The following is a 20973-nucleotide window of genomic DNA, read 5'->3' as shown; positions in this document are numbered from 1 at the left end:
GCCAGTGGGCTCCCATGCCACGGCGAGGGGACGGGCCGCCACAGCGCGATCCGCAGCGCGATCCACAGGGCGGTCCACAGGGCGGTCCGCAGGGGGAGCCGTTCGAGACCACCGGCGCGTTCGCGCTGCCCAATGACTCCACCGGCGGGTCCATGCCGCCCGGTGACACCGGCCACGGCGCCTTCCCGCAGGACCGTATGGGGGAGCCGGCCGGGCCGTTCGAGACGACGGGCGCGTTCGCCCGCCCGTCCGAGTGGGACCAGCCTCCCGGCCAGCCGAACCCCGGCGGCCCGCGAGGCCCCTTCGACCCAGCGGGCCCCGGACAGCAGGGCGGCTCCGGCGGCCCTGTGCCTTTCGCGGGACCGCCCGAGCGCTCACCCTTCTTCGAGGGCCAGGAGGACAACTCAGGTCCGTTCGCCGTCCAGCCCGGCGGCCCGGGGCCGTTCAACGGTCCGCCCGCGGGTCCGGGTCCTTTCGACAGCCAGCCCGGAGGTCCGGGTCCTTTCGGCGGTCCTCCTGGTGGCCAGGGGCCGTTCGACGGGCCGCCCGGCGGCCCAGGGGCCTTCGACGGGCAGCCGGGCCATCCGGGAGCGTTCGGCGGGCAGCCTGGTGGTCCAGGGCCCTTCGAGGGCCCGCCCGGCCACCCGGGGGGCTTCGACGGGCGTCCCGAGCGCCCAGGGCCCTTCGACGCGCCTGCTGGTGGGCCTTTTGATGGGCCGCCCAGCGGTCCCTTCGACGGGCCCGCCGACCGTACCGCCAGATTCGACGTCCCTTCGGGCCCCAACCCCATGTACGTCGGCCCGCCCGAGCCGGGTGACATCAAGGTGGCCGGCGAGCCGACGGCGATCCACAACACCCCCGCCTGGGCGAGCGCCGAGACCGGTTTCCTCGACTCCGGCTGGTCCTCCGACTCGGGCATCGACGACGAGCCGGACGAGCCCAAGAGCCGCCGCGGCCGCCGCAAGTCGCCGCGGAACGACGAGCTGCTCGCCGCCGCTCCCGCGAGCGCCGGCAAGGGCCGGGTCGCGCTGCTGTCCGTCGCGGCCGTCGCCGTCGTGCTCGGCGGCACCGTGGCGGGCGTCAAGCTCATGAGCTCCCCGGAAGGCCCGGCCAAGTGCACGGGTACGAGCTGCGCCGCCGTACAGGCGAGCGGCCCGCCGAGCGCCGATGCCGCCGATCCCGCGGCGGACGTGCCGGAGGAGGAGCCGGAAGAGGAGCCGTCGGACGACACCGAGTCCGCATCGACCCCGACGCCGACCACCACGTACGCGGCCCGCACACCGCGCCGCAGTGCGACGCCCACCCCCACGCCCACCAAGACGAAGGTGAAGCAGTCGGCGAAGCCCACCAAGGAGCCGACCACCCCGCCGCCCGTCGAGGAGAGCGTGTCGGAGACGCCGACCCAGGAGACGTCGACGCTGGACGACGACGACACGGGCGTCGTTCCGACCATGCCCAGCACCGCGAACCCCACGAGCACGGGGACGATGGGCTCGGGCAACGCCGGCGGCCAGTCGGTGAGCGTTCAGCAGACCATCAAGCAGCGCCTGACCAGCTACGCGGCCACCCTGCAGCTCTCCAACACCTCCACGGAGACCGTGGCGGACCCCACGGTCTCGCTGCCCGTGGACGGCCAGGTCATGAACGTGACCGGCGCCGAATGGACGCAGGACGGCGACCTGCTGATCCTGGACCTGTCGGCGGACCTGGCGGCCGGGACGTCGGTCGACGTCACCTTCACCGCCACCGGCAAGGGCTCCAAGGCGGAGAACTGCGGCATGGTCACTGGGGAGTGCTCCGTCACCTGAGTGGTTGGATGGGGGATATGACGGTTTCGACCCCTCCATGTGTGCTGACCGTCGCCGGCTCCGACTCCGGCGGCGGCGCGGGCATCCAGGCTGACCTGAAGACCATGATGGCCATGGGCGTCCACGGCATGAGCGTCATCGCCGCGGTGACGGCACAGAACTCCCTCGGCGTCCAGGGCTACTGGGAGCTGCCGCCGGAGGCCGTGCGCGCCCAGCTCGACTCGGTGCTCGGCGACATCGGCGCGCGGGCGGTGAAGACCGGCATGCTCGCCTCGCCGGTGCTGGTGGAGACCGTGGCCGACGTGCTCGCCTCCTGCGCCGCGCCCGTGGTCGTGGACCCCGTCGGGGTCTCGAAGCACGGGGACGCGCTGCTCGCGCCCGAGGCCGTCGAGACGATGCGGACGCGGCTGCTGCCCGTGGCCACCGTCGTGACCCCGAACCTGTGGGAGGTCGAGCAGCTCACCTCCGTCAAGGTCGAGGACGAGAACGGGCTGCGCGGGGCGGCGGAGGCCGTGCTGGAGCTGGGGCCGGCCTGGGCGCTGATCAAGGGCGGCCATCTGCCCGGCGCCCCGATCGACCTGCTCACGGACGGCACGAGCGAATATCGCTTCGCCGCCGAGCGCCTCGACAACCGGCACACCCACGGCACCGGGTGCACGCTCGCCTCGGCGATCGCCTCCCGGCTGGCGCTGGGCGACGACGTCCCCGAGGCGGTGGGCAAGGCGAAGGAGTACGTGACGGGCGCCATCGCCCACGGCTTCCCCCTGGGCGCCGGCATCGGCCCCGTGGACCACGCCTGGCGCTGGCGCTGACGCCTGGTGACGGCCACCGGGCATGACGAACGCCCGCCGCTCCTGCTGGGGCGACGGGCGTTCGTGGAAGTCGAAACTAGCGGGTGACCTTGCCCGCCTTGATGCACGAGGTGCAGACGTTCAGCTTCTTCGGCGTGCCGCCGATGACCGCGCGAACCGTCTGGATGTTGGGGTTCCAACGACGGCGGGTACGGCGGTGAGAGTGGGACACGTTGTTGCCGAAGGTCGGCCCCTTGCGGCAGACATCGCAGACGGAAGCCACGGTATCGCTCCTTCAAAACAGTCGATGTAGCCCTGTCCGCTGATGCTTTCCGGGCAGTGGGCATGCCGGTACAACCGGCCAGCCAGACGAGAATATCCGATCCACCCCTATGGGCGCGAACCGGGAGCGCTGGACGGAGCCCCGCGCGGCGATATCCTCCACCGACAACCGTAGCGCACTCAGGGAGGTCGGAGCGCGTAGATGAGGATCCTCGACCCGCCCGCGGTACGCCGCTGGGCCCGCCTGGCCGCCGACGCGCTCGGCCAGGCCAGGACGGAGATCGACGCGCTCAACGTGTTCCCCGTGGCCGACGGCGACACCGGCACGAACCTGCACCTGACCATGCTGTCCGCGGCCGAGGCCGTCGAGTCGCTGCCCGACGACGTGGACGCGGCCGTGGTCTGGCAGACGCTCTCGTACGGCGCCCTGATCGGGGCGCGCGGCAACTCGGGGGTGATCGTCAGCCAGGCGCTGCGCGGTCTGGCCGAGGTGCTGAAGGACGGCTCCGACCTGCGTGCCGGGCTGCTCAGGGCGGCCGTGCTGGCCAGGGAGGCCGTGGCCAGGCCGGTGGAGGGCACGGTGCTCAGCGTGCTGGAGTCGGCCGCCAGGGCCGTGCAGGACGTGGACGACGACCTGAACGAGGTGGCGCGGCAGGCCGCGGGTGAGGCCCGCGCCGCGCTGCGCCGTACGCCGGACCAGCTGGAGGTGCTGGCCCGCAGCGGCGTCGTGGACGCGGGCGGCGCGGGGGCGGCGATCGTGCTGGAGACCCTGGCCTCCGTGATCACCGGCGCCTACCTCGATCACTACGAGGTGCCCGCGCCGACCTCGCGGGTCTCGCCGATGACCGAGGTCGGGGCCGGATACGAGGTCATGTACCTGCTGGACGCCGACGACGGCGCGGTGGCCGTGCTGCGCGCGGAGCTCGACGCCATGGGCGATTCGCTCGTCGTGGTCGGCGGCGAGGGCCTGTGGAACGTGCACGTCCACGTGGCGGAGGCGGGTCCCGCCGTGGAGGCCGGGCTGCGGGCGGGCCGCCCGCACCGGATCAGGATCACGTACCTGGCCGAACGGACCCACCGCGGCAGCGAGGGCAGGGGGATCGTGGCGGTCGCGGCGGGGGACGGGATCGCGGCGCTGTTCGAGGAGTGCGGCGCGGTCGTGGTGGGGCGCGCCCCCGGCACCAGGCCCACGATCCCCGCCATGCTCGCCGCGATCAGGGAGGCGGGCAGCGAGGTCGCGGTCCTGCCGAACGACGAGGGCGTCCGGGCGGTGGCCGCCGCGGCGGCGGAGATCGCCCGCGAGGACGGGGTCGTGGTCAGCGTGCTGCCCACGAAGGCGACCGTGCAGGGGCTGGCCGCGCTGGCCGTGCACGATCCGCTGCGCCGCTTCGACGACGACGTGGTGGCGATGACGGACGCGGCGGGCCACACGCGGCACGGGCATCTGGTGGTGGCCGACAAGGAGGCGTTCACGAGCGCGGGGGTGTGCCGTCCCGGCGACGTGCTGGGGCTGATCGACGGGGACGTCGCGGTGATCGGCGGCTCGCTCGGCAGCGTGGCCGCCATGGTCGTGGACCGGATGGTGGCGGGCGGCGGCGAGCTGGTGACGCTGGTCACGGGCGCCGAGGCGCCGCCGGGCCTGGCCGGCCACGTGGAGGAGCACCTGAGGCGCACGAGACCGGACGTGGACCTGGTCGTGTACGACGGCGAGCAGGGCGGCTACCCGCTGCTGATCGGCGTGGAGTGACCGGGCCCGGCGCAGTGGAGTAACCGGGCGCGGTGCAGTGGAGTGACCGGGCCCGGCGCATCCGAGCCCGCCGCGCCACTGATCGGCGTCCCCGGACCGCCGCGCCACTGACCGGCGTCACCGGCACGCCGACGCGGCCGGGAGGCTCGGACGGGGTTCCTGTCGGCCGCAGGCGGTAGAACTTATTGCCGTGAGCCGTTTCGACGAGCCTCTGACGAAGGCCCTCGACCCCAAGACCGCCAAGTTGCTGCACAGCGTCCTCGGCCTGGAGACGGTCGGCGACCTGCTGCGCCACTATCCGCGCCGCTACGCCGAGCGCGGCGAGCTGACCTCGCTCGGCGCGCTGGCCGTGGACGAGCACGTGACCGTGGTCGGCGAGGTGACCAGGCTGATGCGCAAGCCCATGCGCAACCGGGGCGGCACCTGGCTGGAGGTCGAGGTCGTCGACGGCAACGGCAACAAGCTCTACCTGTCGTTCTTCGGCAAGGGCTCCCACGTGGCCGAGACGCGGCTCAAGGCCGGGCGGCGCGGGATGTTCGCCGGCAAGGTGGGGCTCTTCGGCTCGCGCACCAGCCCGCGCTGGCAGCTCGCGCATCCGGAGTTCGAGCTGTTCGAGGAGAGCGAGGCCAGCGCGGAGGAGTTCGCGGCGGCGCCGGTGCCGATCTACCCGGCCGGCAAGGACCTGACGCCGTGGGCGATCAGGCGCGCGGTCGGCGTCGTGCTCGACACGCTCGGCCCGCTGGACGATCCGCTGCCCGCCGACCTGCGGGCCAGGCACGGCCTGCAGGATCTGGCCGACGCGCTGGTGGCCATCCACCGGCCGAAGGACTTCGCGGAGGTGGGGCGGGCGCGCAAGCGGCTGAAGTTCGACGAGGCGTTCGTGCTGCAGGCCGTGCTGCTGCAGCGCCGCGAGGCCGCCACCGCCTGGCCGGCGAAGTCCAGGCCCAGGCGCGGTGACGGGATGCTGGCCGACTTCGACGGGCGGCTGCCGTTCTCGCTGACCGAGGGGCAGTCGGAGGTCGGCGAGGAGATCGCCGCCGACCTCGCGCTGGAGCACCCCATGCACCGGCTGCTGCAGGGCGAGGTGGGCGCGGGCAAGACCGTGGTGGCGCTGCGGGCGATGCTCCAGGTGGTCGACGCGGGCGGCCAGGCGGTGCTGCTCGCGCCCACGGAGGTGCTCGCCCAGCAGCACCACCGCTCGATCAGCGCCATGCTGGGGGATCTGGCGCAGGGCGGCATGTTCGGTGGCACGGCGGTCACGCTGCTGACCGGCTCGATGGGCGCGGCCGCCCGCCGCTCGGCCCTGCTCGACGCCGCCTCAGGCACGGCGGGGATCGTGGTCGGCACCCACGCGCTGCTGCAGGAGCACGTGCAGTTCGCCGACCTCGGGCTGGTCGTGGTGGACGAGCAGCACCGCTTCGGGGTCGAGCAGCGCGACGCCCTGCGGGAGAAGGCGGGCGAGGCCCGGCCGCACGTCCTGGTCATGACGGCCACCCCGATCCCGCGCACGGTCGCCATGACGGTCTTCGGCGACCTGGAGGTCTCGACGCTGTCGCAGCTCCCCTCGGGGCGCGCGCCCATCACGACGCACGTCGTGCCGGCGGCCGAGAAGCCCCACTACCTCGAACGCACCTGGCAGCGCGTCAGGGAGGAGGTGGGCCTGGGGCGGCAGGCGTACATCGTGTGCCCCCGCATCGGTGACCTGGAGGGCGACGAGGGCGATCTGGGGTCGGTGACCGCGGAGGAGGAGCGCAGGCCGCCGCTGGCGGTCCTCGACGTGGCCGAGCTGCTGTCCGAGGGCCCGTTCCACGACCTGCGCGTCGCCACGCTGCACGGCAAGCTGCCGCCCGAGGAGAAGGACGCGATCATGCGGTCGTTCACCAGGGGCGAGCTCGACGTGCTGGTGGCCACCACGGTCATCGAGGTGGGCGTGGACGTGCCCAACTCGTCCGTGATGATCATCATGGACGCCGACCGGTTCGGCGTCTCCCAGCTCCACCAGCTGCGTGGGCGGGTGGGCCGTGGCGGGCTCCCCGGGCTGTGCCTGCTGGTCTCCGACTTCCCCGAGGGCACCCCGGCCCGTGGGCGCCTGGACGCGGTGGCCGCCACGCTGGACGGCTTCGAGCTGTCCAGGGTCGACCTCGAACAACGCCGTGAGGGCGACGTCCTGGGCGCGGCCCAGTCGGGCAAGCGGTCCTCGCTGAAGCTGCTGCAGCTGCTGCGCGACGAGGACGTGATCGCCACCGCGCGGGAGGAGGCGGGGGCGTTGCTGGCCGGCGATCCGGAGCTGACGTCCCACGAGGGCCTCAGAGCGGAGATCCACCGGCTGCTGGCCGACGAACGGGCGGAATACCTGGAGAAGACCTGAGATGCCCCACAGGGCCGCTTGAGGGCGTTCCAGGGGGTGTGGCGCCCGCAGCGCGGGCTTAGAAAGAAAAGAACCCAGCCGCGGGGACGGCCTCCCCCCGAATGCCGTCCCCGGCTGGGCCCACCCTCGGGTCAGGTGCCGAGGGAACCGGCGTGCGGAAGGGCTCACGATCACGCCGGTCGGCCTTCATGTGGGTCACCTCGAAGGCCGCAGACTCATCATGCGGGGCCGCCGTGCCGATTCCAATCACCCTTGCGCTCTTGAGGCAGACACTTGTCCACTCTTGACCTGCGCGGACATGCGGAACAATGGGTCACATGACTCGGATCATCGCGGGGAGCGCAGGTGGGCGGCGGTTGGCCGTGCCGCCGGGGCGCGGGACGAGGCCGACCAGCGACAGGGCGCGAGAAGGGATCCTCTTGACGCTCGATTCACTCTACGGACTGCGCGACGCCCGCGTCCTCGACCTCTACGCCGGTTCGGGGGCCGTCGGCCTGGAGGCGCTGTCGCGGGGCGCCGCCGGGGCCGTGCTGGTCGAGTCCGATCCCAAGGCGGTCCGGACGATCAAGGACAACATCCGCTCGCTCGGCTTCGCCGGGGCCGTCGTGGTGGCCGACAAGGTGGCGCGGGTGCTCGCCAAAACGCCTGATCAGCCGTACGGCATCGTGTTCGCCGACCCGCCGTACGCGGTGTCCGACGACGAGGTGGTGAGGAATCTCGAGTCACTGCGAGATAACGGTTGGCTGGCCGATGAGGCGTTGGTGGCATTCGAGAGGGAAAGCAGGGGAAAGGCGTTGATGTGGCCAGAAGGGTACGTTGAGGAGAGGGTCCGTAGATATGGCGAAGCGTCCGTTTGGTACGGTCGCGCCGCCGGGAACCCGTAGACCTGGGAGGCGTCTTGCGCCGCGTAGTCTGCCCGGGGTCGTTCGACCCCATCACCAATGGACATCTCGACATCATCGGCCGGTCCGCCAGGCTGTATGACGAGGTGACCGTGGCAGTCCTCATCAACGTCGAGAAAAGCAGCCTGTTCACGGTGGACGAACGCATCGAGATGCTGCAGACCGTGACCAAGGAATACCCCAACGTCAAGGTGCGGAAGTTCCACGGCCTGCTGGTCGACTTCTGCCGCAACAACGACATCCCCGCCATCGTCAAGGGCATCAGGGTGGTCAGCGACTTCGACTACGAGCTGCAGATGGCTCAGCTCAACTATCGGCTGTCGGGGGTCGAGACGCTGTTCATGCCGACGAACCCCGAGTACTCCTTCCTGTCCTCCAGCAGGGTGAAAGAGATCGCCCGGTATGGTGGGGACGTGTCCGGTCTCGTGCCCGATCTGGTGCACAAGCTGCTCATCGAGCGGCTCAGGGGCTGACCGCGACCTGCTATCCTTTCATTTCGGCCTTGTACGACGGCGATCGTTTTCGCCATGCCTAGCGAGAGCAGGATGACTCAGCACCTCGACCCCCGCTCCCCTTGGGTGCTCTCCACTCATGACTTGGGGAAGCGGCCGGGGACGATGCGGCAGACGACCCTAGCCCTCCCGGCACCGGTGGATCTCGGCGTCGACATGATCGGTGTCCCCAAGGATGCCGAAGTCGAGCTGGAGCTCCGGTTCGAAGCAGTGATGGAAGGCGTGCTCGTGACAGGCACGGCGCAGGCCCCGCTCGCCGGGGAGTGCGCGCGGTGCCTCGACCCGGTCTCCTCGGAGATCGAGGTCGACCTGCAGGAGCTGTTCTTCTACTCCGACGAGGACGCCTCGGAGGAGGACTCACTGCTCGACGGTGAGCTGCTCGACCTCGAGCCGACGTTCCGTGACGCGGTGGTGCTCGCACTGCCGTTGAGCCCTATGTGCCGCGAGGACTGCGACGGGCTCTGCACGGAGTGCGGGATCAAGCTGGCCGAGGCCGGCGCGGATCACCGGCACGAGAAGATCGACGCCCGCTGGGCGTCGTTGCAAGGTCTGGTTACCGAGAACGATAACGATCAGGAGAAGTGACGTGGCCGTCCCGAAGCGAAAGATGTCGCGGAGCAACACCCGCGCCCGTCGCTCCCAGTGGAAGACGACTGCTGTCGCCCTGGTGAGCTGCCCGCAGTGCCGTTCGCCGAAGCAGCCGCACATCGCGTGCCCCACCTGCGGCACCTACAACCGCCGTCAGGTCATCGAGCCGTCTGCCTGATTGACGTAATGCCGACCGGGTGCCATTGTGCCTCGGTCGGCGTTACCGTCTCAGTTGCGTACGGCGGCGGTTCGCCCGCGGCCGTGGTGGACGCCGGGGCTACGCGTTACCCCGACGCCCACCACGTTTTCGGGCATCTTCCGCAGTCGGCGCGCCATGTGAAGATGTCCGAGGAGGAAGCACGTGGGCGCAGGTCCTAAGCCGGTGGCCGTGGAGGTCGCCAAAGACGAGCTGGAGCGGGTCCTCGAGGTCGGCCTCGGGCTCGACATCCTCGAGCGGGCGCTGACGCACCGCTCTTACGCGTACGAGAACGGTGGCCTGCCCACCAACGAGCGCCTGGAGTTCCTCGGCGACTCGGTGCTGGGCCTGGTGGTCACCGACACCCTCTACCGCAACCACCCCGACCTGCCGGAAGGCCAGCTCGCGAAGCTGCGCGCCGCGGTGGTCAACATGCGCGCGCTGGCCGACGTGGCCCGCAACCTGGGCCTGGGCCGGTTCCTGCGGCTCGGCAGGGGCGAGGAGGGCACGGGCGGGCGCGACAAGTCCTCGATCCTGGCCGACACCCTCGAAGCCCTCATCGGCGCGGTCTACGTCGACAAGGGGCTGGACGAGGCGTTCAGGGTCGTCCACCTGCTGTTCGACCCGCTGATCGTCCGCTCGGCCTCGCTGGGCGCGGGCCTCGACTGGAAGACCTCGCTGCAGGAGCTCACCGCCTCCGAGGCGCTCGGCGTGCCCGAATACCACGTCGAGGAGAGCGGCCCCGACCACGCGAAGTCGTTCACGGCCATGGTGCGCGTCGGCGGCGAGTCCTACGGCTCCGGCACCGGGCGCAGCAAGAAGGAGGCCGAGCAGCAGGCGGCCGAGGCGGCGTGGACCCGGATCAGGGCGCGCAGGGAGCAGCGGGAGAGCCAGCCCACGGGCTGAGCGCCGCGTTTCGCGCCGTCCCCGGGGATTACCGGAGGGCGAGAGTTCTGTTGCCCTTTTGACGGACGATGGGTGCTTGCGCGTTCGAGAGCCGTGCGGCGCCCGTGAGATCGGAGTGCGAGGTCTTCAGTGCCTGAGTTGCCGGAGGTCGAGGTCGTCAGGCGCGGCCTCGAACAGTGGGTCGTCGGCCGTGAGATCGCCGCCGCGGAGGTCCTGCACCCCCGCGCGATCAGGCGGCACGTGCCCGGCGCCGACGAGTTCACCGCGCGGCTCAAGGGCCGCGCGGTCCTGTCCGCCGCGCGCCGCGGCAAATACCTGTGGCTGCCGCTCTCGGGCGCGGAGGAGGCGCTCCTGGCCCACCTGGGGATGAGCGGTCAGCTGCTCGTCGTGGACCAGGACGCGCCGCTGGAGAAGCATCTCCGCGTACGGCTCCGCTTCGAGGACGGCGGCCCCGACCTGCGTTTCGTGGACCAGCGCACGTTCGGCCACGTCATGCTCACCGCCCTGGTGGACGGCGTGCCCGAGCCGATCTCCCACATCGCGCCCGACCCGTTCGAGGCGGCGTTCGACGAGGCCGAGTTCACCCGCAGGCTCAGGGCCAAGCGCACCGAGATCAAGCGGGCGCTGCTCGACCAGTCGCTGATCAGCGGCGTCGGCAACATCTACGCCGACGAGGCCCTGTGGATCGCGAAGCTGCACTGGGCCAGGCCCACGGAGACGCTCACCCGCCCGAAGATCGCCGAGCTGGTCGCCGCCGTCCGCACGGTCATGGGCGCCGCGCTGCTGCAGGGCGGCACGTCCTTCGACAGCCTGTACGTGAACGTCAACGGCGAGAGCGGCTACTTCGAGCGTTCGCTGGAGGCCTACGGCCGCCGCGACCTGCCCTGCTCCCGCTGCGGCACGGCGATCAAGCGCGAGGCGTTCATGAACCGGTCGTCCTACTCCTGCCCCAGATGCCAGCGACGAGCGCGGTGAGCACGGCGAGGCCGGCGCCTGCCCACATGACCGCGGAGATCGAGACGCCGTCCACGACCCGGCCGCCGGCGAACGCGCCGAGCGCGATGGAGACGTTGAACGCGCCGACGAACAGGGCCGTGCCCATCTCGCCGCCGCCCGCCCGCATGATCCACAGCTGCAGGGTCACGCCGACGCCTCCGTAGCCGAGGCCCCACACCACGAGCATGACCAGGGGCAGGCCGATCAGGGGCAGCGCCGCGGTGGCGAGCGCCATGAGCACGGCCAGCACGACGAGGACCGGCTTGGGGTCCCTGGCCGCCAGCGCGCCCGCCGCGAAGTTGCCCGCCACGCCCGCGGCCCCGTACAGGAGGAGCGCGGTGCCGACGAGACCGGGGCCGGCGTCGGAGACCTGCTCCAGGAACGGCCGTACGTAGGTGTAGGCGGCGAAATGGCCGGCCACGATCAGGACGGTCAAAATCAGGATGACCGTGAGCGGGCCCGAGAGCCACGCAGGGCGCTCCCCACGCGTGGAGGCGGGCTCAGGCCTGGGCGCGGCGCTCTCGCCCGGCAGCGGCGGCAATGTGACGGCCAGCAGCGCGAGCAGGGCCAGGGCCAGCACTCCCATGGCGGCGAACGCCGTCCGCCACCCCGCGAACGACGAGACGAACGTCGCCGCAGGCACCCCCAGCACCGACGCCACCGACACCCCCGCCAGGATGATCGACGTGGCCCGCCCCACGGCGCGCTCAGGCACCAGCCGCACCCCGATCCCGGCCGCGAAGGCCCAGAAACCGCCGATGCTCACCCCGGTCAGCAGCCGGGCCGCCAGCATGACCGGATAGCTCTGGGCGAACGCGCCCGCGAGATTCGCCACCGCCAGCAGCGCCATCAACGCGAGCAACGTGGTCCGCCGGTCCAGCCGCCGGGTGGTGATCGCGAGCACGGGCGCGGAGACGGCGGCGACGAGCCCCGGCGCGGTCATCATCAGTCCCGCGGTGCCGTCGGACACGCCCAGGGCCGAGGCGATCGAGGTCAGCAGGCCCACGGGCAGCATCTCGCTGGTCACGATCGTGAAGGTGCCCACCGCGACGGAGAGCACGGCGGGCCAGCGGGCCCGCGTACTGGCAGAAACGCCGGTCATAGTCATGCGAGTCAGCCTCCGGCGCGCGACCGGCGGGAACAATGGCGAAGTCCGAAGCCTTGGTTTAGGTGGGCTAACCGATCACGCGGAGGCAGGGATGGAGTTCAGGGAGCTGGAGTGCTTCGTGGTGCTCGCGGAGGAGCTGCACTTCGCGCGGACGGCCGAGCGCCTCTACCTGTCGCCCGGCCGCGTGAGCCAGCTCATGCGCGCGCTGGAGACCAGGATCGGCGGCCGGCTCTTCGACAGGACCAGCAGGCGGGTCCGGCTCACGCCGCTGGGCGAGCGGTTCCTGGCCGACCTGCGCCCCGCGTACGACGGACTGGCGGGCGCCGTGAGCCGCGCCAAGGCGGCCGCCCGCGAGGTGACCGGCGTCATCAGGGTGGGCTTCCTGGCCACGCCCACGGACGTCGTCACCGGCAGCGTCAGGGCCTTCGAGGAGCGCTACCCGGGATGCGCGGTCGAGCTGGTGGAGATCCCGCTCTCCGACCCCTTCACGAAGCTGCGGGCCGGGCAGGTGGACATCACGTTCACGCTGCTCCCGGTGGACGAGCGGGACCTGCGGACCGGCGAGGCCCTGAACCACGTCTCCTACCAGCTCGGCGTCTCCGCCGGGCATCCGTTCGCGGGGCGTGCGGGCATCGGGGTGGAGGAGCTGGCCGGCGTCCCGCTGATCGGGCTGGACGGCCCGGCCCCGCGCTCGTGGCACGAGCGGGTCGCGCCGCCCGTCACCCCGTCCGGCCTGCCGATTCCGCTGGCCGGTAGGGTGGCGACCACCCAGGAGGGCCTGACCGAGGTGGCGCTCGGCCGGGGCGGGATGCTGTTCTGCACGCCCACGGCGGCCCAGCACCGCCGCCCGGACATCAGTTTCGTGCCCGTCGCCGGGCTGCCCGCGTCGATCTTCGGCCTGGCCTGGGTGAAAGCGGAGGAGACCGCCGCCATCCTGGCGTTCGACGAAGCGGCGACGCGGTTCGCGCTCGGGAGCGAGATCCTGGTGGCTTGACGTCCTGTACGGGAGAGGAAATGTCGGAGAACGGGGAGAACGCCCGCATGACCGCCTGGGTCCGGGGGAGGGTCCAGGGTGTCGGGTTCCGCTGGTGGACCAGAGCCAGGGCGCTGGAGCTCGGCCTCGCGGGCTGGGCCCGCAACACCGAGGACGGCCGGGTCGAGGTCGTCGCGGAAGGGCCGCGTGCGGCGTGCGTCAAGCTGCTGGAGCTGCTCAGAGGTTGCGACACGCCGGGCAGAGTGGATGGAGTAGTGGAACGCTGGAGCGAACCCCGAGGTAGTTTGACCGGGTTTGCTGAGCGGTGACGCGTTTCGTCAAACAGCCTAAATAGGGTATAGTTGTATGTCGGGAGTGCCCATCAGTAGGGCTCAGCGGTTTGTTCGACTTGACCGCCCACACTGCCGGTGCGACTCTTGTTAGGTACCACGCGCACCCCTCCCGCGGAATAGAAGTGCGCGAACCAGTCTGGTCACTCAGCGTGGAGGACCCTTTACCATGGCGAAGGCTCTACTCGGCCACGTCGGCGGTCCTGACCCTCGGATGGTCTCGGAGATGCGCCGTTTGCAGCAGCGTATCCGGGATCTGGAGGCAGAACTCATCCGACTTCAGGCCACCAATGACGCTCTTGCGGCGCAAACCCGCGACGAAGCGCTAAGTCGCATGCAAGAGCGCGAGCCGGCACTCACCTGAGAGTGATCGGAGCGCAAGACCCAGGGACGTCTCGAAGAGGCGTCCCTTGTTATTTGCGCTGATTCGGAAAACTTCCTTTGCCCTGGTCGGGGCGGTCCTGACTGTACGTGCCCGCGAAGGGCAGTAAGGACCAGTAGTCTTTTCCGAAGTCCGTTCAGGGAGAAGGGGGCCGCGCTTGTATTTGAAGACCCTCACCCTGCGCGGCTTCAAGTCCTTCGCCTCCGCGACCGCCCTGCGGTTCGAGCCGGGCATCACCTGCGTCGTCGGCCCCAACGGCTCCGGCAAGTCCAACGTCGTCGACGCCCTGGCCTGGGTCATGGGCGAGCACAGCGCCAAGTCGCTGCGCGGCGGCAAGATGGAGGACGTCATCTTCGCCGGCACCTCGTCCAGGCCGCCGCTCGGCCGCGCCGAGGTCACGCTGACCATCGACAACTCCGACGGCGCGCTGCCGATCGACTACACCGAGGTCACGATCAGCCGGCTGATGTTCAGGTCGGGGCAGAGCGAATACGCGATCAACGGCGACATCTGCCGCCTGCTCGACATCCAGGAGCTGCTGTCCGACTCGGGCATCGGCCGCGAGATGCACGTCATCGTCGGGCAGGGCCAGCTCGACGCCGTGCTGCACGCGGGCCCCGAGGACCGGCGGGCCTTCATCGAAGAGGCCGCGGGCGTGCTCAAGCACCGCAAGCGCAAGGAAAAGGCGCTGCGCAAGCTCGACGCCATGCAGGCCAACCTGACCCGCGTCCAGGACCTCGCCACCGAGCTGCGCCGCCAGCTCAAGCCGCTGGGCCGCCAGGCGGAGATCGCCCGCAAGGCCGCCGTCATCCAGGCCGACCTGCGTGACGCCCGGCTGCGGCTGCTGGCCGACGACATGGGCATCCTCCGTACGACGCTGGAGCGCGAGGCCGCCGACGAGGCCGCGATCACGACCAGGCGCCATCAGGTGGAGACCGAGCTGGCCGAGGGCCAGCAGCGCGAGGCCGCCCTGGAGGCGGCCGAGGCCGAGGCGCAGCCCCGGCTGAGCGCCGCGCAGGAGACCTACTTCAGGCTGTCGTCGCTGCGCGAGCGCACCACCGGCCTGGAGCAGCTCGCCGCCGAGCGCCACCGGCACGCGATCGACGCCGCCGCCATCGAGCGCCGTGGCCGCGACCCCGAAGACCTCGAACGCGAGGCGGGCGAGGCCCGTGAGCAGGAGCTCATCCTCAGGGCCGAGCTGGAGCAGGCGCACGAGCTGCTGGAGGCGGCCGTCGAGCGGCGCGCGCAGTCCGAGTCCGAGCTGAGCGCTGAGGAGCAGCGGCTCGCGCTGGCCGCCAGGGCCGCCGCCGACCGCCGCGAAGGGCTGGCCAGGCTGCGCGGCCAGGTCGATTCCGTACGCAGCCGCGCCAGGGCCGCCGAGGACGAGATCGGCCGGCTCCAGCAGGCCGTGACCGACGCCGCCGAGCGCGAGCGGCAGGCCAGGGAAGACCTGGAGACGCAGCGCGAGGAGGAGCCCGCGGTCGATCCCGCGCTCGCCGAGGAGCTGGCCACCGCGCAGGCCGTGGTCGAGGAGGCCAGGGCCGTGGCCGACGAGGCCAGGGCGGCGGCGGAGGAGGCCAAGTCGAGTCTCGACGCGCCGCGTTCCGCCCTGCAGGCCGCCAAGGCGGCCGTGGGCACCGCCCGCGCCACGGACCAGGCGGGCCAGCGCTCGGTGGCCGCTCTCCAGGCCCGCAGAGACGCGCTGGAGCTGGGGCTGGCCAAGGGCGACGGCGGCGCGGCGCTGCTGGACGCCGATCTGGGCGGGGTGCTCGGGCCGCTGGCGGCCTCGATGCAGGTCACCCCGGGAGCCGAGCTCGCGGTGGCGGCCGTGCTCGGGCCGGTCGCCGAGGCGATCACCGTCAAGACCCTGGACACCGCCGTGGAGGCGCTGGAGCTGCTGCGCGCCCAGAGCGCCGGCCAGGCCACGCTCCTGGTCGCGCTGGCGGGCGCGGACCCGGACGCCGGCCGGGCGGCCACCGCCGCTCCCGGCGGCGGCCGGTGGGCGGCCGATCTGGTGACCGTGCCCGACCATCTGCGGCCCGCACTCGACCACGTCCTGGCGGACGTCGTGGTCGTGGACGACCTGGAGACCGCGCGCTCGATCGCCGAGCGCCATCCCCGCCTGCGAGCCGTCACCACGAAGGGCGACCTGGTCGGCGCCCATCTCGCCACCGGGGGCGCCGAGGGCGGCACCTCCGTGCTCCAGGTGCGTGCGGCGCTCGACGAGGCCGTCAGGAACCTGGAGGCGGCCGAGGCCGGGGCCGAGGAGAGCGCCACGGCGCTGGACGAGGCGATCGCCGGGGAGCAGGCCGCGCAGGCCGCTCTCGAAGCCGCCCAGGCCCACGTCAGCGAGATCCAGACCGCCGTCACCACCGCCCAGGCCGGCGTCAGCGCCGCGCAGGGCGCGCTCGACCAGGTCAGAGGCCGTCAGCGGGAGGCCGACCAGCTCAACGCCGCCGCGGCCAGGCGGCTGGCCCAGATCGAGGCCGCCGCCAATGCCGCCCGCGACGAGGCCGAGCGGCTGGCCAAGAGCGTCACCAGGGCGACGGAGGCCCGGACCGAGGGGCTGGAGGAGCTGGCCGACCTGGAGATCCGGCTGGCCGAGGCCGAATACGCCCAGGAGCTGGAGTCCGAGCCCACCACCGACGTACGCGACGACCTGGCCGTCGCCTGTGAGGCCGCCAGGCAGCGCGAGATGGACACCCGGCTTCAGGTGCGCACCGCCGAGGAGCGCGTCAAGGGTGTCGAGGGCCGGGCCGACGGCCTGCTGCGGGCCGCGACCAGAGAGCGCCAGGAGCGCGCCCAGGCGGCCGCTCAGCGCGCCAGGCGCAGGCGGCAGGCCGCCGTGGCCGAGGCCGTCAGCAAGGGGGCCAAGCGGGTGCTCGGGGCCCTCGCGCAGTCCATCCAGCTCGCCTCCAGGGAGCGTGACGAGGCAGATCTGGCCAGGGTCGCCATCGACGCCGAGCTCAAGCAGGTCCGCCTCCGCGTCCGCGAGCTGGGCCAGGAGCTGGACAAACTGGTCAACCGCGTGCACGGCAGCGAGGTGGCCCGCACCGAGCAGCGCCTGCGGCTGGAGCAGATGGAGCAGCGGGCGATGGAGGAGTTCGGGGTCGAGATCGAGGCCCTGATCTCCGAATACGGGCCTGAGGCCCCGGTGCCCGGCGACCCGCCCGTGCCGTACGTGCGCGAGGAGCAGGAGAAGCGGGCCAGGGCCGCCGAGCGCCAGATGAACCAGCTCGGCAAGGTCAACCCGCTGGCGCTGGAGGAGTTCGCGGCGCTGGAGGAGCGGCACGCGTTCCTGACCTCGCAGCTCGAAGACCTGAAGAAGACCAGGCGCGACCTGATGACCGTGGTCAAAGAGGTGGACGACCGGGTCGAGCAGATGTTCACCTCGGCCTACGAGGACGTGGCCAGGGAGTTCCAGCAGGTCTTCACCAGGGTCTTCCCCGGCGGCGAAGGGCGGCTGGTGCTCACCGAGCCCTCCGACATGCTGACCACCGGCATCGAGGTCGAGGCCAGGCCGCCGGGCAAGAAGGTCAAGCGGCTGTCGCTGCTGTCCGGCGGCGAGCGCTCGCTGACGGCGGTGGCGTTCCTGGTCTCCATCTTCAAGGCCCGGCCCTCGCCGTTCTACGTGATGGACGAGGTCGAGGCCGCGCTCGACGACACCAACACGCAGCGGCTGCTGACCCTGTTCGAGGAATTGCGGCAGAGTTCGCAGCTCATCGTGATCACCCACAACAAACGCACGATGGAGATCGCCGACGCCCTCTACGGCGTGTCGATGCGCGGAGACGGCGTCACACAGGTGGTCAGCCAGCGGTTGCGCGAGCGTGAGTCGGCCTGATCGGGGTGGCATTGGGCATACCATGCCGGTCGATCTGGAAAACTGACATCTTGTGGATGGTTATCTCGGCGTCATAGTGATCGTGGCCGTCGTCGCCCTGCTGGCGGCCGGCGGTCTCTTCCTGCTCTTCAGACCGGGACGCAAGGCGGCCCCGCCGGTGAAGCCGCCGGAGGCCCCCACGCTTCCGGAGGAGAAGCGGCCCGCCGGAGCGGGTGAGGAGGACGAGGGCGCGACCACCACGCTGCCGCCGCCGGTCAAGCCGGCGGAGCCGGTCGTCCTCCCGCCCGAGATCGAGAAGCCGCCGCCGTCCGCGGGCCGGATGGTGAAGCTGCGCTCCCGGCTGGCGCGCTCGCAGAGCGCGTTCGGGCGCGGGCTGCTGGAGCTGCTCTCCCGCGACCGCCTCGACGACGAGGTGTGGGACGAGATCGAGGAGAGCCTGATCACCGCCGACGTGGGCGTGGCCCCGACCCAGGCGATGGTCGAGGAGCTGCGCACCAAGGTCAAGGTGCTCGGCAGCCGCACGCCGGACGAGGTGCGCAAGCTGCTGCGCGAGCAGCTCCTCGCGCAGATCAACCCCGACCTCGACCGTACGCTGCACGTGCAGAAGCACGGTGAGCGGCCCGCGGTGGTCCTCGTCGTGGGCGTCAACGGCACCGGCAAGACCACCACCACGGGCAAGCTCGCCCGTTCGCTCGTCGGCGACGGCAAGAAGGTCGTGCTCGGCGCGGCCGACACGTTCCGCGCGGCGGCCGCCGACCAGCTCCAGACCTGGGGCGACCGGGTCGGCGCCGACGTGGTGCGCGGCCCCGAGGGCGGCGACCCGGCCTCCGTGGCCTTCGACGCCACCGCCAGGGGCATGGCGGAGAAGGCCGACGTCGTCATCGTCGACACCGCGGGCCGGCTGCACACCAAGACCGGGCTCATGGACGAGCTGGGCAAGGTCAAGCGGGTCATCGAGAAGAAGGCCACGGTCGACGAGGTGCTGCTGGTCCTCGACGCCACCACGGGCCAGAACGGCATGCGCCAGGCCCAGGTGTTCGCCGAGGTGGTGAACATCACCGGCATCGCGCTGACCAAGCTCGACGGCACGGCCAAGGGCGGCATCGTGATCTCGGTCCAGCGGGAGCTCGGCGTCCCGGTGAAGCTCGTGGGGCTGGGCGAGGGGCCCGACGATCTGGCGCCGTTCGATCCTGAGGTGTTCGTGGACGCGATCCTGGGCGATTGACGGGTTACGGCCAAGGCCAAAAATATCCCCGAAATGGCCCTTACCAGATAAATCTTGATCGGCCACTTTTCACTGTGCTGACATGTACCGGTCATCCCTATGATCGCTCGGTCCCGCATTGATCGTGAAAGGCCCCCATGAAGAAGATCGTCGTGCACAGGCCCGGAACCGTTAAGCCCACCGCCGCGGCCGCGCCGAGGCACGCGGCCTGACGCATCCCAGCTGATCGATTCCGCTGGACGACTCGGCCGGCGCCTCGCAGGGGGCGCCGGCCGGTGCCCGATCTTGGGAGGGGTGGGCACCATGATCTTTGACGCGGACCGCCGCATCGGCGGCCCCTACACCTTCGGCGCCGGGCTGCTCGGCCACCTGGTCCCGGTGGCGCTGGAGCGCTGGCCGGACCTGGTCGCCGCGTACGACATCGAGATCAGGGCCGCGGCGCCCGCACTGCGCGAGCTCGTCCCCGCGGTCCGCCGGTCGCTGGCCGACGACCTGCCGAGGGCGCAGCGCATCCTCGTCCCCGGCGCCCGCCGCAGCCTCAGGATCGCGAACGGGCTGGCCGAGCTCGTCCGCGAGCACCTGCTCCGCGCGGGTCCGCTCGCGCTCACCGTGCACAACCTCGGCGAGGCCGACCACACCGACGCCGAGCTCGTGACCGTGCTGCGCCGCAGGCTCGGCCCCGAGCTGCTGCGCATCGAGGAGGGCCCGTCGGCGCCGGGGGCCGGGCCGCTGCAGGCCGACTTCGACCGCTACCGCGACGAGGGCTTCCACCACGCCATGGCGGAGTCGGGTGTCGAAGCGCTGCGCGGGCTGGCGTACGAGGACGATCCGGCGGGCTGGGGGCACCTCCTGCAGCGGGTCGCCGGCGCGCTGGAGGCCATCGAGCGCGAGGACGAGGCCCGCGAGCTCTACGACCGGGCCAGGCGTGAGTGCGTCGACCCGAAGCGCCGCGCCACGGCCGCCTACGCCACCGCGATGATCCTCGTACGCCACCACGACCCGGCCCGCCGCGACCCCGAGCAGGCGCTGGCCTGGGCCAACGAGGCCATCACGATCACCTCCCTGCTGCCCGACCGCCGCGAACGGGCCTTCCACCTCGGGTTCGACCTCAACGGCAAGGCCCTGGTGGAGGTGCGCAGGGGCCGCCACGCCGCGGCCTTGGAGCTCGTCCGGCAGGCCATCGACCTGGCCGAGTCCGACCTGACGGACGAGCACCCGATCCACCGGCTGGTGCTGTACGCCAACAGGGGCCAGCTCCTGGCCATGGCGGGCGAGCACGAGGCGGCGCTGGCCGACTACACCCGCGCCATCGAGGCCGATCCCGGCTATCCCGACTACTACCTCGACCGGGGCAATCTGCTGCACAAGCTGGGCAGGCCCGCCGAGGCGCTGGCCGACTACGAGAGCGTCATGCGGCTCAGCGCGCCCTTCCCCGAGGCGTACTACAACCGGGCCGAGGTGCGGTTCGCGTCCGGCGACCACGAAGGCGCGCACACCGACCTGGATCACACGCTGGAGCTGGACCCCGGTTTCGCGCCCGCGTACGTCAACAGGAGCGGCCTGCACGCGGCCGCGGGCGACTACGTCCGCGCGCGCCAGGACGTGGAGCGCGGGCTGCGGCTCGCGCCGCGCGACCCGCACCTGCTGTGCGTGCTCGGGCAGATCGAGATGGCGGAGAGCCGCTACCCGGAGGCGCGGATCGCGTTCGACGAGGCGCTGGAGCTGGACCCCGAGCTGGTGGCGGCCTGGGCGAGCCGGGCGGAGCTGGCCTTCGAGCGCGGCGACGGGGAGGCGGCCCTGACCGATCTGACGCGCGCGCTCAAGCTGGAGGAGACGGCCGAGCTGCTGTTCAACAGGTCCGTGGTCTACCGGGCGGCGGGGCTGCGGGAGAAGGCCAGGCAGGACCTGGCCAGGGCCGCCGAGCTGGCCCCCGGCGACGAGGACGTCATAAGGGCGCTCGCCGAGGGCTGACCCGATGGGGCCTGCTCGGGCGGG

At 71.8% G+C, this 20973-nt stretch carries 18 protein-coding genes; 16 read left to right on the top strand and 2 right to left on the bottom strand.

What is annotated here, in order from left to right; genetic code table 11:
* Positions 1-14 precede the first annotated feature (14 nt).
* Both ABEA43_RS25305 and thiD read left to right on the top strand, forming a co-directional pair.
* Positions 15-1808, top strand: a complete 1794-nt coding sequence (locus tag ABEA43_RS25305) for a hypothetical protein (RefSeq protein ID WP_345565468.1) — start codon at positions 15-17, stop codon at positions 1806-1808.
* Positions 1809-1816: 8 nt separating this feature from the next.
* Positions 1817-2620, top strand: coding sequence for a bifunctional hydroxymethylpyrimidine kinase/phosphomethylpyrimidine kinase (thiD, locus tag ABEA43_RS25300; RefSeq protein ID WP_345565466.1), 804 nt, complete (start codon positions 1817-1819; stop codon positions 2618-2620).
* 76 nt (positions 2621-2696) lie between these two features.
* On the opposite strand, the gene rpmB is transcribed toward thiD, so the two are convergent.
* A complete protein-coding gene (rpmB, locus tag ABEA43_RS25295) occupies positions 2697-2882 on the bottom strand; it encodes a 50S ribosomal protein L28 (protein WP_049556934.1) in 186 nt (61 codons plus the stop codon).
* A gap of 201 nt (positions 2883-3083) precedes the next feature.
* On the opposite strand from rpmB, the gene ABEA43_RS25290 reads away from it, so the two are divergent.
* From ABEA43_RS25290 to mutM, 8 genes are all read left to right on the top strand, one after another.
* The gene (locus ABEA43_RS25290) at positions 3084-4628 is read left to right on the top strand and encodes a DAK2 domain-containing protein (protein WP_345565464.1); all 1545 of its coding nucleotides are present in this window, start codon (positions 3084-3086) and stop codon (positions 4626-4628) included.
* Between the two features lie 190 nt (positions 4629-4818).
* On the top strand, positions 4819-6996 hold the full coding sequence (gene recG / locus ABEA43_RS25285; RefSeq protein WP_345565462.1) for an ATP-dependent DNA helicase RecG: 2178 nt from the start codon (positions 4819-4821) through the stop codon (positions 6994-6996).
* A gap of 317 nt (positions 6997-7313) precedes the next feature.
* Complete coding sequence (rsmD, locus tag ABEA43_RS25280) at positions 7314-7880, top strand: 16S rRNA (guanine(966)-N(2))-methyltransferase RsmD (RefSeq protein ID WP_345565460.1); 567 nt, start codon at positions 7314-7316, stop codon at positions 7878-7880.
* Positions 7881-7894: 14 nt separating this feature from the next.
* Positions 7895-8371: a pantetheine-phosphate adenylyltransferase gene (gene coaD, locus ABEA43_RS25275; protein WP_345565458.1), complete on the top strand. Its 477-nt coding sequence runs from the start codon at positions 7895-7897 to the stop codon at positions 8369-8371.
* Positions 8372-8425: 54 nt separating this feature from the next.
* Entirely contained in the window at positions 8426-8995 is a 570-nt protein-coding gene (locus ABEA43_RS25270; RefSeq protein ID WP_425570363.1) for a YceD family protein, read from the top strand.
* Between the two features lies 1 nt (position 8996).
* Positions 8997-9176, top strand: a complete 180-nt coding sequence (gene rpmF / locus ABEA43_RS25265) for a 50S ribosomal protein L32 (protein ID WP_033409409.1) — start codon at positions 8997-8999, stop codon at positions 9174-9176.
* Between the two features lie 204 nt (positions 9177-9380).
* Positions 9381-10100, top strand: a complete 720-nt coding sequence (rnc, locus tag ABEA43_RS25260) for a ribonuclease III (RefSeq protein WP_345565906.1) — start codon at positions 9381-9383, stop codon at positions 10098-10100.
* A gap of 129 nt (positions 10101-10229) precedes the next feature.
* Complete coding sequence (gene mutM, locus ABEA43_RS25255) at positions 10230-11075, top strand: bifunctional DNA-formamidopyrimidine glycosylase/DNA-(apurinic or apyrimidinic site) lyase (RefSeq protein ID WP_345565454.1); 846 nt, start codon at positions 10230-10232, stop codon at positions 11073-11075.
* On the opposite strand, the gene ABEA43_RS25250 is transcribed toward mutM, so the two are convergent.
* Entirely contained in the window at positions 11023-12204 is a 1182-nt protein-coding gene (locus ABEA43_RS25250; RefSeq protein ID WP_345565452.1) for an MFS transporter, read from the bottom strand. The two genes, mutM and ABEA43_RS25250, sit on opposite strands and share 53 nt — an antisense overlap.
* A gap of 91 nt (positions 12205-12295) precedes the next feature.
* On the opposite strand from ABEA43_RS25250, the gene ABEA43_RS25245 reads away from it, so the two are divergent.
* From ABEA43_RS25245 to ABEA43_RS25220, 6 genes are all read left to right on the top strand, one after another.
* Positions 12296-13198, top strand: coding sequence for a LysR family transcriptional regulator (locus ABEA43_RS25245; protein ID WP_345565450.1), 903 nt, complete (start codon positions 12296-12298; stop codon positions 13196-13198).
* Between the two features lie 20 nt (positions 13199-13218).
* Positions 13219-13506 carry an acylphosphatase gene (locus ABEA43_RS25240; protein WP_345565448.1) on the top strand — a complete coding sequence of 96 codons (288 nt, stop codon included), beginning with the start codon at positions 13219-13221 and terminating at the stop codon, positions 13504-13506.
* A gap of 190 nt (positions 13507-13696) precedes the next feature.
* Positions 13697-13891, top strand: coding sequence for a hypothetical protein (locus tag ABEA43_RS25235; protein ID WP_090938435.1), 195 nt, complete (start codon positions 13697-13699; stop codon positions 13889-13891).
* Positions 13892-14066: 175 nt separating this feature from the next.
* Positions 14067-17753 carry an AAA family ATPase gene (locus ABEA43_RS25230; protein WP_345565446.1) on the top strand — a complete coding sequence of 1229 codons (3687 nt, stop codon included), beginning with the start codon at positions 14067-14069 and terminating at the stop codon, positions 17751-17753.
* Positions 17754-17805: 52 nt separating this feature from the next.
* The gene (gene ftsY, locus ABEA43_RS25225) at positions 17806-18978 is read left to right on the top strand and encodes a signal recognition particle-docking protein FtsY (protein WP_345565445.1); all 1173 of its coding nucleotides are present in this window, start codon (positions 17806-17808) and stop codon (positions 18976-18978) included.
* 303 nt (positions 18979-19281) lie between these two features.
* On the top strand, positions 19282-20949 hold the full coding sequence (locus ABEA43_RS25220) for a tetratricopeptide repeat protein (RefSeq protein ID WP_345565444.1): 1668 nt from the start codon (positions 19282-19284) through the stop codon (positions 20947-20949).
* The last annotated feature ends 24 nt before the right edge of the window (positions 20950-20973 follow it).

The sequence above is a fragment of the Nonomuraea rosea genome (genome assembly GCF_039539705.1).
Classification (GTDB): Bacteria; Actinomycetota; Actinomycetes; order Streptosporangiales; family Streptosporangiaceae; genus Nonomuraea; species Nonomuraea rosea.
Note: the sequence above shows the minus strand (reverse complement) of the source record. Positions and strands in the feature narration are given on the sequence as shown.